This is a genomic window from Acinetobacter larvae (assembly GCF_001704115.1).
Classification (GTDB): Bacteria; Pseudomonadota; Gammaproteobacteria; order Pseudomonadales; family Moraxellaceae; genus Acinetobacter; species Acinetobacter larvae.
On sequence record NZ_CP016895.1, the window covers coordinates 2,310,034 to 2,325,711 of the forward strand.

Below are 15,678 nucleotides of genomic sequence, written 5' to 3' on the forward strand. Positions count from 1 at the left end.
TTTACTTCATCAACACCGCATCCGCTATACCAGCGGAGCCTGTATATTCTGCTGCTTGCCCTGCATGTAAAATAACAGGAATACTTTTCGATGCAGGAATTTTGGCATAGGGATCATGGCTGCTCAAAGCAACCAAAGGATTGGTTTCTGGATAATAAGCGGCCACACTGCCACGCGGAATATTATAGGCAACTATTTTAAAATGCTGCACCACCCGCTTGACCTGATCCCGATAAATACTTTCAATATCGACCCATTGCCCCTCTGCAAAGGCTGAAGCTTGAATATCTTCTGGATTCATAAAAATCACCCGTCGCTGACCATATACGCCACGATAACGATCATCTAAACCATAAATCGTGGTGTTATATTGATCATGTGAACGAATGGTCATCAACAGATAATGCTGTTGTTGCTGGGTCGCAAGATATTGATTTTCAGCATCGGCATAGACGCTAGCCATCGGCGCAATAATAAATTGGGCTTTTTTCGATGCCGTCCGCCATTGCATCTGATTGGCTGGATGTTCTAAATGAAAACCACCCGGTGGATAAACTCGGCGGTTAAAATCATGGAACTCACTGAATACTTCTGCAATTGCATCCCGGATACGATCATAGCTTTCGACATACCAACGCCAGTCTATATGATCTTTGCCCAAAGTCGCTTCTGCCATACGTGCCACAATATCGATTTCTGACAACAAATGCTCAGAGATCGGCTGATTCTGCCCTGCCGATAAATGTACATTGCTCATGGAATCCTCGACACTAATGGCTTGTGGTCCATGTAATTGCATATCGATTTCAGTACGTCCCAAACAGGGCAATAACAATGCCGCTTGACCGCATATCAAATGACTACGATTGAGCTTGGTCGCGACATTCACCACCAAATCACAATGACGCAATGCTTGTGCGGTAAAGTCGGTATCAGGACTAGCAGCAGCAAAGTTGCCACCCAGTGAAAAAAACACCTTGACGCGCCCATCATGCATGGCTTGTATGCTTTCAACCACAGCCAAACCATGCGCTCTTGGTGATTTGATCTGAAATACCCGATCTAGACTATCTAAAAATTGTGTGCTGGGTAACTCATTTAACCCCATGGTGCGGTTACCTTGAACATTACTGTGTCCACGCACAGGGCATAGTCCGGCCCCAGCTTTTCCAATCTGCCCACGAGCCAGCATTAAGTTTGCCAATAAATGCACATTGAGCGTACCGTGTCGATGTTGAGTAATGCCCATTCCCCAACAGAAAATGACGCGTTTGGCATCGAGATACAGTTTAGCCAAAGCTTGCAAATGCGTTGGGCTCAGCCCACTATGTTCGTGTATTTCTGCCCAAGGTGTGGCATCAACCAGCGCCAACATGCTGGCAAATCCTTCACAGTGCTGCGCAATAAACTCTCGATCAAATACACTGCTCTGCCCCGCAGCCAATGCGGCTTGATCCCATTGTTGCAGATGCTTCAACATGCCTAATAACACGGCATAGTCACCACCAACTTTAGGTTGGAAATAATATCGACTGATTGGGGTACTTTGGTTGGTCACCATTTCCATCATCGCTTGTGGATCTTGAAAACGCTCTAATCCACGTTCTTTCAATGGGTTGACTGCAACAATAGTGCCACCACGACGCGAGACCTCGCGTAAGGTTGCCAGCATACGTGGATGATTGGTACCGGGATTATGACCAAAAATAAACACTGCATCGGCATGGTCAAAATCGTCCAAGGTCACGGTGCCCTTACCTAAACCAATGGCTGCCAACAAGGCTACGCTGGTGGCTTCATGGCACATATTGGAACAATCTGGAAAGTTATTGGTGCCAAAACAACGTACAAAGAGTTGAAATAAAAAAGAGGCTTCATTGCTGGCGCGACCCGAGGTATAAAATGCAGCACGGTTGGGATCATCTAAAGCATTGAGATGTTTTGCAATCAACTGAAATGCATCATCCCAACTGATGGCGACATAGCGATCTTGTGCGGCATCATAAGACAGAGGATGGCTAAGACGTCCAAGATCCTCTAAATAAAAATCACTTTTTTCAGCCAATTCACGCAGTGTATGTTGGGCAAAAAATTCATTGCTCAGGTATTTGCTGGTGGCTTCAAAGGCAACGGCCTTGGCGCCATTTTCACAAAAATTAAAGGCATGGCTATCTTTTTTTTCAGGCCACGCACAACCTGGACAATCAAAACCCGTTGGCTGATTGACATTTAATAAGCTGATTGCACCTTTTTTTAAAATATTTTGGCGCTTTAAATTACGCGCAACACTGAGCAAAGCCCCCCAACCTCCTGCCGCCTGAGTATAAGGCTCAATGCGTGCATTTGGATTATCGACGTCTATGGCATGATGTCGCATGGGCTTGCCATACGGCTCTTGCTTATTTGTATGGGTTTTACGCTGGCTGTTGTTGCTGTTGTTTTTATTTTGATCATCGACATGATTCATACTGCGTTCCTCGCTGTGATGCCATGTTGTGTTATGGTGGTTGCGCACGCATGCACAGAACCTGCTTTATCTATACTGTTTTACGATTTTGATCCGTACTATTTTATCTATACTGTTTTGGAGCTGTACTGTTTTGGAGCGGTAGTCTTCGAGACTGCCGCAGTGAGCTAGACTAAAAAAATGCTTGTACGCTCAATAAGGTCCGGTAAATCCCCCAACTGATGGGTATTAATACGGCCAACCATGCTAAGGCTAAGTAAACATATTGTACATGCCCACTGAGCATAACCGCAGCTTGCTCTACGGTAACGGTCTGGTCGACTACACGCATTGGCGCTGAAAATGCAGGCGCATTATGCAAGGCTTGCTGTGAATCCTGTTGTTGACGTTGCATCGATGCCTGTTCTAATGCCAACTCACTCTCTGTCATAAAATGCTTACTGGCTACAGGGCGAATCGATAAGTTCGCAAGCAATCCCAAGCATAATAAACCCGCTAAAATATACATGGTTTGATTATAAACTTGGCTGGTTGCCATGCCTAAACTCAACTGATAATCACGCATATGATTGACCAAAACTGGACCCAATATACCCGCTGTTGCCCATGCGGTGAGCAGACGACCATGAATGGCACCCACCATTTGCGTACCAAATAAATCAGCTAAATACGCCGGCAAAGTTGCAAAGCCACCGCCATACATACTAATAATAATGCAGATGCTGGCAACAAAAATTAGTTTGTGCCCAGCCTGAGCTGCCATCGGAATCGAAATATATAAAATCGCGCCTAAAATCAAAAATACACTATAGGTCACTTTACGCCCGAGCTGGTCTGAGAAACTAGCCCAAAATAATCGACCGCCGATATTAAATAAACTCAACAGTGCAGTAAACCCCGCGGCAATGGCAGCAATACGAGCCAGTTGCTCCGTATTGAGTGCATTAAAACTTAACTGTATACCAATTAATGATCCAGCAAAGACTTCTTGTAGCATCGGTGAGGCTATCCCTAAAATACCAATGCCCGCAGAGATATTCATACACAGTACAAACCATACCAACCAAAACTGTGGTATGCCCCAAACCTTTTTGACATGAACATGTTGCCGTGTCATCAAGCGACTACTTTCACTCGGTTGCGGTTCTTGCCAATGTGCGGGCTTCCAACCCAACGCTGGGATACGGTACATCAATGCACCACACGTCATAAAAACAGCGTAAATACATGCCATACAAACAAATGTTGCAGCCACGCCATTGTTTGTTGGCGTCGCAAAATATTTCATCAGATCAACTGCTAAGGGCGAGCCGATCATGGCGCCACCCCCAAAGCCCATAATGGCTAAACCAGTCGCCAGACCACGACGATCTGGAAACCATTTAATTAAGGTACTCACCGGGGAAATATATCCCAATCCTAAACCAATTCCGCCAATGACGCCTGAACCAATTAACATGATCCAAAATTGATGTAAATACACCCCGAGTGCAGAAATAAGCATTCCGCCACACCAACAGAATGCACTTAATAATCCAACCCGTCTTGGACCCACCCGCTCTAACCAGCCTCCCCATAATGCAGCAGAACAGCCCAATAAAATAAAAAATAAAGTATACATCCAGCCCAAAGTAGAAATTTTCCAATCACATTGACGGCTAAATAATTGCAGCCAAAAACCACTATCAACTGGACATGCAATTGCATGATCAACACCAAGTGCCTTTGACAAAGGCAACCAAAAAACTGAAAAACCATATGCCATGCCAATACATAAATGTATCGCTAAAGCAGCTGGCGGAACCAACCAACGATTATAATGTGCTGGTGCAATAATCCTTTGCTTAGACAGAAAAGCAGGCTTTTGAGCATATACATCTGACATCTGTGAACCTCCTATGTAAACCATCCCTATAATGTTTATTCTGTGTGGGTGGTGTTATTCTCTTTATTCTTTATTCTTGATCCATCTTCATCTATTCGATCGCCGTAGCTTTCTTAAAACCGCATCCTTAAAACTGCATCCTTAAAACAGTGCTCTTAAAAAATAGCGCTGTTTCAAAAAACAGTACTCCTAAAAAATTCTTTCTTTTTTAAAATCGCTGTAATTCGGTTGCTTTATCATGTTTGTTATACTAAGAATATTTCTTTTTTCTGTTATATATCTTTATTGTAATTCAGTCCAAAATCAAACTCAGCCCCCCAAAGCATAGCATCAGCATGAACACCAAGCTCTTCGCGCGATTGAGCAACTTGGGTGCTTCATAAATATACGGTGCTATGATCATAATGATATATTTATATTTTCTGCATTAATATTCATAAAACACAAAACATATTTGTTATACTGTTTTGATCACACAATACCAGCTAGCGCTTGTCTAGTTCTAATTTACTAAGGCTCTGCTTTAGAGAACGCTAACATGTCAGCATATACCATTATTTTTGCCCCCATTGGTCAAGCAACACGATCGGAACAGGTCGTAGAGCGCTTGGAAAATGCCATCATTTCGGGCTTACTCAAAAAACATGAGCAATTGCCCAATGAATCAGACCTCGCACAATTGATGGGTGTTTCCCCTGTAACCGTACGCGAAGCCTTAAATACTTTACGTGTCAAAGGTTTAATTGATACCCGTCGCGGTCGAAATGGCGGTAGTTTTGTCTGCGAGCTGCCCAACACCCTCATCATGAGCCAGCATCCTCTACGGCAAGCCAGCAATGAATATTTAACAGATTTAGGCGAAATGCACAGCGCCATTATGGCACATAGTGCTTATTTGGCAGTCTCACGCAGTACCTCGCAAGATTTACAAAAACTACAGCATTTAATTGAACAATTTGCTCAGTGCCAAACGCCAGACCAACGCACTCAGCTGGATTTGCGCTGCTTATTATTTATGGCCAGTCTGGCACAATCCCCTCGCCTCGCCAATCAAGAGCTCAGCTTACAGGCTGAATGGGCACCTCTTACGGCAGTGTTATATCAAGATAATAATTTTCATCAAAGTATTGTCGAATGTTATCAACAACTACTCGCCGCCATGCGCCAAGCAAATGAGCAACAAGCCATTCAACATATCAAGACCATCATGACTAAACAAACTGACCAGATGTTGCATTACCGTTTAGCGACGCAGTAAAGCAAGTTCAATTATTTTTAGGGAGCATTACCCTTGGTATTGTATCTATTTGCGACTAGACAACAGTTTGCGGCTAGACAGCCGTCTCAGGTATCTTGGTCTCTGCCGCAATCGCCGCAGATAATAACTGCCACAGTGCTGCTTTACGCTGTGGTTGTGTCAACATTTCTTTTAGACTGGGTGCCGTCTGATAAGACAAATCTTGCGCATGCGCTAAATGCCCCAACACAATTAAGCGGCGCTGGTTTGATTGTGCCGTCAAAAAACCTGCCACATAATAATGCGCACCACGACCCTCTTGTAAATTTTCTAGCGGCAATGGCCATTTTAAAACATGAAACTGCCCAGAATATAATGCTTGAATATTGCGCCACAAACGTTGTTCAGCATGACTCAAATTCGTGCTATCAATCACCAATACCGCATGCTTAAACTGCACCAGCTGTAGTTCAAATGGCGCAAGCTGTGGATGTGCCTCGCTATCGAGCGATGAAGGGAGCGAGGTTGCAGCCGATAACTTAGCCCCTAGCTGCGCTGTTTGATCGAGTGCAATCAGCGTGGTATCGGCGTCGGTCACAGCTACTTTCTGTTGTGCTGCGCAGTGTGTTGTTGTGGTCACAGCCTGCTGAGGCACTGACTGCTGCTGGGTAAGCAGCGGTGTGTCATGCTGTGGTATGGTTTGCGTTGTGGCGGCATCGGCTGGATACTGAACAGGATGAACCTGTGCTTCTGTTGGCGCGATGATTTGATCACGAAAAAACTGTTGTTGGTGCGGACGTGTTTGTGCATGTTGCCGTGACAACCAAATATCTATTCCCATATGCGCCAAAATATCGCGCTGATGTTGCAACATGCTTTTTACACCTTCAAAAACGATCCAATACAACCCCAGCACAACAGCGTTGTATCGTTAAGATGGCAAGTTTAGCATGAGCAGCCCGAAAAGTTGAAAACTTCCATCACCATGGGCTGAATCACTGTGCATTGATCGACCACAAAGCAGAGGTACGCGACCAAACAGAAAGATGATGCAAAACAGAAAGGTGATACAAAGCGAGGCTTCTCAGTTTCGTGCCAGATTAAAAAATCATCACACTATTTTTCTTCAACATTTGATCGACAATTTCTTCATGTTCAAAACCCAAACGCCAATACAGCAATGCCAGCACATCCAGTTCATCTTGACTAATAATACGTTCATGCCACAGACAAATTTCCGCAATTCCCAAAATATTTAAACGATCCCGCAGCAATAACCCCGCAACATCATTGAGTATCTCACTCAAGTCGATTGGCTCATCTGAAATCTCTTCATAGAGCTCCAATTCTTCAGGACTCAATACCCGCTCTAAAATTTTATAACGCACGCTGAGCTGCTGACTGCTATTGATTTGCTGCACATGCAATAAGGCATCAATTAATCGCACAATTTGTGCTTTGGCATTTTCTAATGATGTTGGCGTATGTGCCGGCAATAAATTGAGTTTGGCTTTTACTTTCTCCAATAACAAAGCATCTAACAAACCAATTTCACCATCTTCTTGAATAATCTTTGCCAGCTTGGTCAAAAACTGCCGTGCAATACTATTGGGAATGGCGCCAAGATTATCACAAGCATCAAAAAAAATCTGAATATGAACACGTCCATCTAAATGCAGCAAGGCATCGACGATAGCACGGCTAATGGCGGCCTCAGAGGGAATAAACTCGCGATATTGGCGAATCATTAAAATAGCCACCATCACTTCACGCGATCCCGTCGAGGTTTGCAGAGCACGTTGTAATAATTCGGGACGTTCAATCTGACGGCGTACCACCGGATTTAAAGGCTTAATCGCATCATTCAAAGAAAAACTAATCGGTGATAAGCGCAATAAAGGCAGGGGTTGAGGAGGAATCCAAGGCGTATAACTCTCTGGACTAGCATCTTCAAAACTTTGAATCAGTTTATACCACGGTTGTGAACGGATTTTTTTTAAATCCTCCAACTGCACGTCTTGTAATAGACTCGGATTCATAGCGTATAATCGTGCTTCAATACTCGGATGAATATTTAACCAGCTTTGCGGTGATAGCGAGTTGGCAAAACACATATGGGCAATGGCTTCAGAATATTCACTGTGAATTTGTGAGCCGGCATGATGGGCATAAATCCGCAGTAAAGTTTGTATATTGGCCTGATGCTCAACCATTTTGGCTGTTGCTGTATCGTTATAATAAGTCCGGCGCCTCAGCGTACAATATTTAATGAGTCGTGCAACCAATACCCCCAAACAACCGAACAACCATATAAGCCCCCCCACCGCAACAAATAGCGTTTCAAATTTATTGCGTTCACGACCATATGGGCTAAAGCCTTGTTTGGCAATTTTACTGCCCCACTGACTAAAAGTCGTCAAACCACTATATAAAATTTTAAGGTTGGTATTTTCCGTCACTTCACCCGATAAAATCTGATGAAACTCGTGGGCTAATAAACCATATAGTTCCAGCTCATCGAGGTTTTGTAATGCCCCCCAAGTCAAGATCACCACGGTATCCTTGGGTTGAAAACCAGCTGTTAAAGCATTTACACCGCTTTCATCGGGTAAGACATAAACTGCGGGGGCATCGATAGCAAAATGTTTGGCCAAGGTATCGACCAATTTCAGCGCAACACTTTCTTCAGGCGTACTTTCAATTAAAATCAAACGACGGGCACGTAACTGTTTTGCCAGTGTATGCCCACCTGCCCGAAATACATAAAACTCGTAAAAAATTGACCCTATAATCACCGTGAGAATAGCAACCAACAAATACAAACTCAATGCATGCCACCACACCGACTGTAGATGATCAAAATAATAAACCAAGAGCCCTGCAACACTATTCAAAATAAATAAACACAGCAGCACCGCCAGCATATAAATACTCACTGACCACAACATGTTTTTATTTTTGATTAGGTATTGCCCCATATCTCTCAAGATCTATCGTCCTTGTGTATGCTTTATCTTCGACATCTTAACGTACTCACAGGCTTTTGTAGCGGTAGCCCGAATAATTCATTTCGCCGTATTCTAACCTGTTCTATGAACAAGATACATTTCAATTATGATCGACTATGATCCAGCCCATAAAGCACTTGATTGATCTTCGTTGGATTTAGCTGAGCTCGCTTTAATCGAGCGCACGTTCATTGCGGCAGTTTTACTGCAAGCTAGCTTTATCATCTATGCTGGATTGATTACAATGCTTTGAGAGCAATTTTTATCATGAGACTCGGCAATGTCAGGTTTAATTCGCAAAGGTGGTTTTAGAGAACGCGCCAATCGTAGTCGTCGTTATCAACACTCAGAAAACCATCAAACACAATTGGCAGCGCAGCATTATCAACCGCAAAGCAATGCATTCGCAACTGACCTTTCAGCAATTGCCCCTGCAACAACTGATCTGCTCCCACACTGCCGGTCTGAAAACTCTCTACGCCAAAACGGTCAACCCGAAAATGGTCAACCCGAAAACGATCAGTCCCAAAGCAGTCAATCCGAAAACAGATCCAATAATCATCTATCCCCCAATCCAATGCAAACCCCAGCGCTACAGCCCACAGCATCAAGCGCTTTAGAAGGTACGCCACACATCCAGCCAAAGCCAAATCGCAAATAGCATAAATAAGCCACCTGAGATTAAATCAATATATGCGCTGCAATATTGATATATTTGTTTGATTTTCGGGCGAGATAAAATAAACATTAACAAGCTAAAGGTCAAAATCGTTTGTAAGGGAATTAAAAATGCCAATTCAGCTTTTAAACTATTGCTGGCGTTTGAACTCAGTGCCAGAGAAAAGACACTGCTAAAATAAATCACAATTTTGGGATTGGATAAATTGGTCATCAATCCCAATAGAAAATAATTTTGACGCTGAACTGGGCGCTCATCATTTAAATCTGTACTTTGATTAAAACTAGCTAGACCGCTCTTAAACATCGCCACGCCCATGCGCGCTAAGAATATCCCACCCAAAACCATAATAATTTGCTGAATCCAAGGCCATTGCTCAATGAGGACTTGAAAGCCTAATAATGTCAGAACAACCCAAACAACCACCCCTACAGTAATGCCTAAAATAATTTTAAAGGTATCGATATTTCGATTGGCGGCTGCGCTTTTAGCAATCAATAAAACGTCTGGACCGGGCGTTAATTGCGCAATAAAATGTAATGCACAAATCGTCAATAACATTGACATGGAATATACCTTTGTTGCGCTAAATAAAAAAATAGTCTAAAAATTAAAAATAAGCGTCGTTTCTAAGCGAACAATTAAAAAAACTAACATATTTAGGTGTATTTTTTAAATAAAAATTTTAAAAAATAAAAATCAACAACAGCTTTTAAATCGAAGAACACAGTAAAAAACACATTACACTATAATCGGATTGCCTCCACAGCAGCGATGCTCCAAAAAAAAGCCGAATATTTCATTCGGCTCAATTTTCAATCCATATGAGAAACAATTAGATAAACAGGATTATTTTTTCGGTGTCACATCTTTCATGCCAATCTGTTTACGTTCAGGTGCAACCTCATGTGCTTCACCATCAATAATACTTGAGTCTTGCTGACCAGTCTGATTCTGCATCTGTTGCATTTGGCGCATCAAGTCGGCAAATGCATCGTTGCCGCCCATACCACCAGCACCGCCCATCATGCCCCCCATCATTTTTTCCATCATGGCTTGTTGTCGTTTTGCCAAAATTCCCATCGCAAAAGTACGGCAGATTTTTTGTATTGGTGGAATTAAAATCAATAAAGCGAACACATCACTGATTAAACCTGGCAGCATCAATAAAAAGCCTGACATCGCCAAAGCAATTTTGGGTGATCCCATCGCGCCCATTTGCCCACCCATCTGCATTTGTTGCATCTGCGGCATAATCGTCGCCAAGCTTGAACGCAACATGTTCAGACCGATGAAGAAAGCAATAATGAACCAGAAAAAGACATACCAACCACTTATGAATTGCGCTACACCGATCCATACTGCAATTTCAGCAATAATAGCTATCAAAATAATCGGGAATAATTTTGACAAAAACGAAACTCCTCAAACCATATAATGAGCAAATTGATGTAGCTCTAAATACTTCTGTCAACAATCCAGCACATCCTGCGCGCTTTGATCTAATGTTACAGAAATCTGCTTGGTGTTTTATATGGAGATATTATCAAAATATTCAATAGCCGTACCCAGTACTTTATGGCATTTTATTGATTTGCGTCAGTTACTGGATAATATTTTCCATCTGCGCTTAACAGCAGATCAGTTTCCTTAAATCCAACCTGCGTGTTCCCTTGCGCATCTTGATATTGATAACGTACTTGATAACTCAGCTTTAAACCCTGTTGCAGCACCATCACATCACTGGGTTGATAGCTGTGATAGTATTGCTGCAAATCTAAATAAATCAAAGCTGTGACAAATTTAACATCATTGATCAACTCGTGTTTAGACAGTGCAATATCGACAATAGGGTCTAACAATACCGTGTACTTGAGCGTATAAGTTTGCTTTTGCACATCATCTAGAACTACCGCAAAATGACCGCTTTGATGAATAAGATCATTGGGTTGGCGTGATTGAATACTTGCTCGTGCCGCCTTGATTAAAGCTTGATCCTCGGTACTAAAATCTGAAAACCTCACCACTGGCTGGTCTACAGGAGGATTTTTCGCCCATAATCCTGTCGATACACCTAGGCTCATCAGCGCAGATAAGGCAAGTTTCTGTAATGTCTTTGGCGATGTATTTTGCAATGCCTTTCCTAACACTGTCATCTTCAATTCAATATCATCCATACTGTAAATTTTATTTATGGTATATCAACTTATTTATTTTTTCATGCAATGATCTGTCTAAAAATACACAAACGATGATATCTTCATCGTTGTTTGACATCTTAGAGCAAAGAATTAAAATAGCCGCTTTGCCACTGTTGTTAAAATAAGTTTATGTCGATTGATCATCCTGAAGCGCAGCCTATCGAATTAGAGCACCTCGCAGAACAACGCGAAATCGTGACTTTTATGCGTCGTTCTTCGCCACTCAATACCTCCCAACGGACTGCACTAGAACAATATTCGCATTTAATCTTAGAATATCCAGTCGGTGATTTACGTCAACATTTCCCCCATCCAGAGCGTCCATTAACAGTGGAAATCGGTTTTGGTATGGGTCGCTCGTTGGTCCTCATGGCCAAAGCCAATCCAGAACGTAATTTTGTCGGTATCGAAGTACATGTTCCGGGTATTGCACAATGTGTTTATGAGGCAGGTATGGCGGGTTTAGACAATCTACGCGTGTTAGATGCAGATGCCATTCAAGTGCTCAAAGAAATGCCCGATCAAAGCATAGACTGTATACAACTTTATTTCCCAGATCCTTGGCAAAAGAAACGCCACTTCAAACGACGTTTTGTTATACATGAACGCATGCAACTGGTTGAACAAAAGCTGGTCTGTGGTGGAACTTTCCATGCTGCAACAGACTGGGAGCCCTATGCGCAATGGATGCTGGATGTACTGGATAACCGCCCACAATTGGAAAACCTTGCGGGTAAAGGTCAACGTTATCCGCGCCCAGACTGGCGACCACAAACTAAATTTGAACGCCGTGGTCTAGAAGAAGGGCATCAAATCAGCGACTTTATCTTTAAAAAGATTGGCTAAGCTGTTATTTATTGGACAAATATATCGTTGCAAAAAGAAGGCATGGTCATTGCAAGACCATGCCTTCTTTTATTTGATTTTTATTTGACTTTTATTGGGCTTTTATTGGACTTTTATTTGAGTTTCCAAGCGAGTGATCTTAAGCCGGTTTTGGGCTTGGATTTTTATTGTTGCTCATCTCGTTTAAATACCCATTCATGCGCATTCGAGCTGTCTGCATCATAATAATAGCCTTCAAGATTAAAATCTTTCAGCACATTAACATCGTCAGCTTGTTGTTCAATCATAAAACGCGCCATTAAGCCACGGGCTTTTTTGGCATAAAAGCTAATCACTTTATATTGCCCATTTTTCTGATCTAAAAATACTGGCTTAATAATATCTGCATCAATCTTTTGAGCTTGTACCACTTTATAATATTCATCGGATGCCAAGTTAATTAGGCTTGTACTACAGCTATCGACCAAGTCCTGATTGATCAATTGGGTAATACGATCACCCCAGAATTCATATAAATTATGACCACGTGGATTTTCCAGCTTGGTCCCCATTTCCAAACGATAAGGCAACATTAAATCGAAAGGTCTTAATAGACCATATAAACCAGATAACATCCGTAAATGCGTTTGCGCATAGTCCAACTGCTGAGCATCGAGCGCATAAGCATTTAAACCCGTATAGACATCCCCTTTAAAGGCAAAAATCGCCTGACGTGCAGCATGACTAAAATCATAATCGCTTTGCCAATCCCGAAAACGTTCTACATTAAGCTGGGCAATTTTTTCACTTACTTTCATCAGTTGGGCAATTTGACTTGCCGATAACTGCTTTGCCTCAGCAATAAGCTGCGCAGAATGTTCCAATAAACGTGGTTTGCTATAGGCATCCGTTGGCAAAGCCGATTCATAATCTAATGTTTTGGCAGGAGAAATTAAAGCCAGCATAATAATCCAATCATCGTTATGGTTGAGCTTAAACTATAGCAGCCACATGATTTATTGCCAATTCATGTTTACATGTGCAGTATAATAACGCCTCTTTGTTTTGCGCTGGTGCTTTATTTTCATATGACTGAACAGATTTTAATGGCTGGTCCTGCCGGTCAGATGGAACTCTTGGTTGATTATCCAACACAAGCCGCCACAGCCTTTGCCATTGTGTGCCATCCCCACCCCTTAATTGGCGGCACGCCGCAACATAAAGTCCCCACCCTACTGATGCAGCTTTTGGTAGAACAAGGCTGTATAGTCTATCGCCCTTATTTTCGTGGTTTAGGGCACAGCCAAGGTGTACATGATGAAGGTTTTGGGGAAACAGAGGATATTTTATATTTGATTCAACAGCTGCGCTTAAAACACCCCACGCTACAGTTTTATGCTGCGGGCTTTAGTTTTGGTGCGCACGTCATTGCCAAATGTTATGCCGCTCTCAGTTTAGAACAAAGACCCAAACAATTGATTTTATGTGGCTTACCAGCGGGTGAAGTGGCGGGGCTACGCCGTTATGACACGCCCATCATCGATGGTGATTTATTATTGATACACGGCGAAAAAGATCAAATTACGCCCTTGCAGGATGTTTTCGATTGGGCACAAACTAAACGCCATCCCGTCATGGTCTTGCCCGGTGCAAACCATTATTTTACCGGCTACCTGAAAGCATTGGGTCTGACCATTCGGCGTTATTTAAAGATCAACCATTAGATGATGATCTCGCACGAATCCATACAAATAGGTAAAAAGAATATATTAAAGCGTTTTGACAGGATTTTATCTGGAAAATCATGCAAAAAGACTGAGTTTAGTTAATTTTAATTTGTTTGATAAAGGCATACAATAAAGCCATTATGCTGCTGTTTACACCCGCTGTGGGTGTGCATCTGCAGTGCCTCACATTGATGAATAATAGAAAGATGCTGAGCCGTTATTGTGAACCACAACCAATACAAGCATCGACCATGCTGTACGGATTTGCGGGATGCAAACTTTACTCAGCGATCCTTCGCACATAGGAGTTTATTCGGTGCGCCAAGCTACAGTGTATATTGATCGCAAAGCCCTTCAATATAATCTTAACCGCGTCAAACAACTTGCCCCAAAGTCTAAGATTGTCAGTATGGTGAAAGCCAATGCCTATGGGCATGGGGTTGAAAACTGTCTTGATGCGCTTGCGCAAAGCGATGCTTTTGGCGTGGCCTGTATGCAAGAAGCACTGCAACTGCGAGAACTTGGCTGCGAAAAACCCATTACACTCATTGAAGGGGTTTTTAGTGCGGTCGAAATGGACCTTGCGATTGCACACAACTTAGAAGTTGTAGTGCATCAGCAACAGCAAGTTGACTGGTTAATGGCACATCAGCAAGCCTATAATGCCAAACAGCTAAAAGTTTGGGTCAAACTCAATAGCGGTATGAACCGTTTAGGTTTTAAAGTTGCTGAAATTATCGATGTCATTCAACAGCTGAAATCCGCTGGCTTTGAATGTGTTTTGGCCATGCATTTTGCCAATGCCGATGCTGACCATGCCTTAAATGATCAACAAATTAAACAATTCTTAGCCGTCAAGCAAGCTTGCGCCCCCATCCTCGCCTCTTGTTGTAACTCGGCAGCGATTTATCGTTGGCCTGAGCTGCATTTTGACTATGTACGCCCGGGGATTATGCTCTATGGTGCCAGCCCATTTGCTGACCGTGATGTGCAACAACTCGATTTACAACCGGTCATGACCTTCGAAGCAGCGATTATGGCACTCAATCACATTCAGGCTGGTGAATGTGTCGGCTATGGTTCAACATTCCAAGCAACGGATGCAATGGACATTGCCGTGGTGAGTATCGGCTATGGTGATGGCTACCCACGCGCTTATCTAGAACCGAATAGTGTTTTTGTCGCAGGCATACAGCGCCCACTGGTCGGTCGTGTCTCTATGGATATGATGGCCATTGATGTGACTGGGTTAGATATACAACTGGGTGAAAAAGTTGAACTCTGGGGGAAACAACGCCGAGTAGATGATGTGGCACGTAGCAATGGTACCATCGGTTATGAATTACTCTGTCGATTATCACAACGTCCGAAACGCATCATCGATCAAAACTAATTTAAACCAGCGTCAATAAACTTGATAAATTAAGCTGGATAGCTAGAGCATTGTCAGACATCACGCTGTGCAATGCTCGCTTGAATCCACTGCTCGGTCATCGAGCAATCAATCATAGCGCGTCAAAGTATTTTAAAAATTAATTGTCTTATAACACAAAATTCTACGTGACTTGCCCGTTCGTTTTAGCACTGTTTACTACGCCCTACTTGATAAATCGACAATTTTTTTTTATGGTGTCCGATTAGGTCTAGCT

Annotated in this window: 12 protein-coding genes and 1 pseudogene; 5 read left to right on the plus strand and 8 right to left on the minus strand. The window is 42.7% G+C overall.

Annotated elements, in window-relative coordinates; all coding sequences use genetic code 11:
* Position 1: 1 nt before the first annotated feature.
* Together BFG52_RS10390 and BFG52_RS10395 are read right to left on the minus strand one after the other, a co-directional pair.
* On the minus strand, positions 2-2,377 hold the full coding sequence (locus BFG52_RS10390; protein ID WP_067559456.1) for an FdhF/YdeP family oxidoreductase: 2,376 nt from the start codon (positions 2,375-2,377) through the stop codon (positions 2-4).
* A 262-nt stretch (positions 2,378-2,639) separates the two neighbouring features.
* Positions 2,640-4,352, minus strand: a complete 1,713-nt coding sequence (locus tag BFG52_RS10395) for an OFA family MFS transporter (RefSeq protein ID WP_067555709.1) — start codon at positions 4,350-4,352, stop codon at positions 2,640-2,642.
* Between the two features lie 538 nt (positions 4,353-4,890).
* On the opposite strand from BFG52_RS10395, the gene BFG52_RS10400 reads away from it, so the two are divergent.
* A complete protein-coding gene (locus BFG52_RS10400; protein ID WP_067555712.1) occupies positions 4,891-5,610 on the plus strand; it encodes a FadR/GntR family transcriptional regulator in 720 nt (239 codons plus the stop codon).
* 73 nt (positions 5,611-5,683) lie between these two features.
* On the opposite strand, the gene BFG52_RS10405 is transcribed toward BFG52_RS10400, so the two are convergent.
* Both BFG52_RS10405 and BFG52_RS10410 read right to left on the minus strand, forming a co-directional pair.
* The gene (locus BFG52_RS10405) at positions 5,684-6,463 is read right to left on the minus strand and encodes a hypothetical protein (protein WP_067555715.1); all 780 of its coding nucleotides are present in this window, start codon (positions 6,461-6,463) and stop codon (positions 5,684-5,686) included.
* A 226-nt stretch (positions 6,464-6,689) separates the two neighbouring features.
* Complete coding sequence (locus BFG52_RS10410; protein ID WP_067555718.1) at positions 6,690-8,576, minus strand: M48 family metalloprotease; 1,887 nt, start codon at positions 8,574-8,576, stop codon at positions 6,690-6,692.
* Between the two features lie 301 nt (positions 8,577-8,877).
* Here BFG52_RS10410 and BFG52_RS17300 point away from each other — a divergent pair.
* Positions 8,878-8,994: pseudogene (locus BFG52_RS17300) on the plus strand (hypothetical protein); the annotation flags it as partial.
* A 219-nt stretch (positions 8,995-9,213) separates the two neighbouring features.
* On the opposite strand, the gene BFG52_RS10420 reads toward BFG52_RS17300, so the two are convergent.
* From BFG52_RS10420 to BFG52_RS10430, 3 genes are all read right to left on the minus strand, one after another.
* On the minus strand, positions 9,214-9,843 hold the full coding sequence (locus tag BFG52_RS10420; RefSeq protein ID WP_067555725.1) for a LysE family transporter: 630 nt from the start codon (positions 9,841-9,843) through the stop codon (positions 9,214-9,216).
* 282 nt (positions 9,844-10,125) lie between these two features.
* Positions 10,126-10,689: an FxsA family protein gene (locus BFG52_RS10425; protein WP_067555728.1), complete on the minus strand. Its 564-nt coding sequence runs from the start codon at positions 10,687-10,689 to the stop codon at positions 10,126-10,128.
* A gap of 173 nt (positions 10,690-10,862) precedes the next feature.
* Positions 10,863-11,432 (minus strand): hypothetical protein, encoded by a 570-nt coding sequence (locus BFG52_RS10430; RefSeq protein WP_157758100.1) that lies wholly within the window; start codon positions 11,430-11,432, stop codon positions 10,863-10,865.
* Between the two features lie 174 nt (positions 11,433-11,606).
* Between BFG52_RS10430 and trmB the strand changes: the two genes are divergently transcribed.
* Complete coding sequence (gene trmB, locus BFG52_RS10435) at positions 11,607-12,323, plus strand: tRNA (guanosine(46)-N7)-methyltransferase TrmB (RefSeq protein ID WP_067555734.1); 717 nt, start codon at positions 11,607-11,609, stop codon at positions 12,321-12,323.
* A 164-nt stretch (positions 12,324-12,487) separates the two neighbouring features.
* On the opposite strand, the gene yaaA is transcribed toward trmB, so the two are convergent.
* Entirely contained in the window at positions 12,488-13,267 is a 780-nt protein-coding gene (yaaA, locus tag BFG52_RS10440) for a peroxide stress protein YaaA (RefSeq protein WP_067555737.1), read from the minus strand.
* Between the two features lie 123 nt (positions 13,268-13,390).
* Here yaaA and BFG52_RS10445 point away from each other — a divergent pair, with 123 nt between their 5' ends.
* Positions 13,391-14,026, plus strand: coding sequence for an alpha/beta hydrolase (locus tag BFG52_RS10445; protein WP_067555740.1), 636 nt, complete (start codon positions 13,391-13,393; stop codon positions 14,024-14,026).
* Positions 14,027-14,345: 319 nt separating this feature from the next.
* The gene (gene alr, locus BFG52_RS10450; protein ID WP_067555743.1) at positions 14,346-15,422 is read left to right on the plus strand and encodes an alanine racemase; all 1,077 of its coding nucleotides are present in this window, start codon (positions 14,346-14,348) and stop codon (positions 15,420-15,422) included.
* Positions 15,423-15,678: the final 256 nt, after the last annotated feature.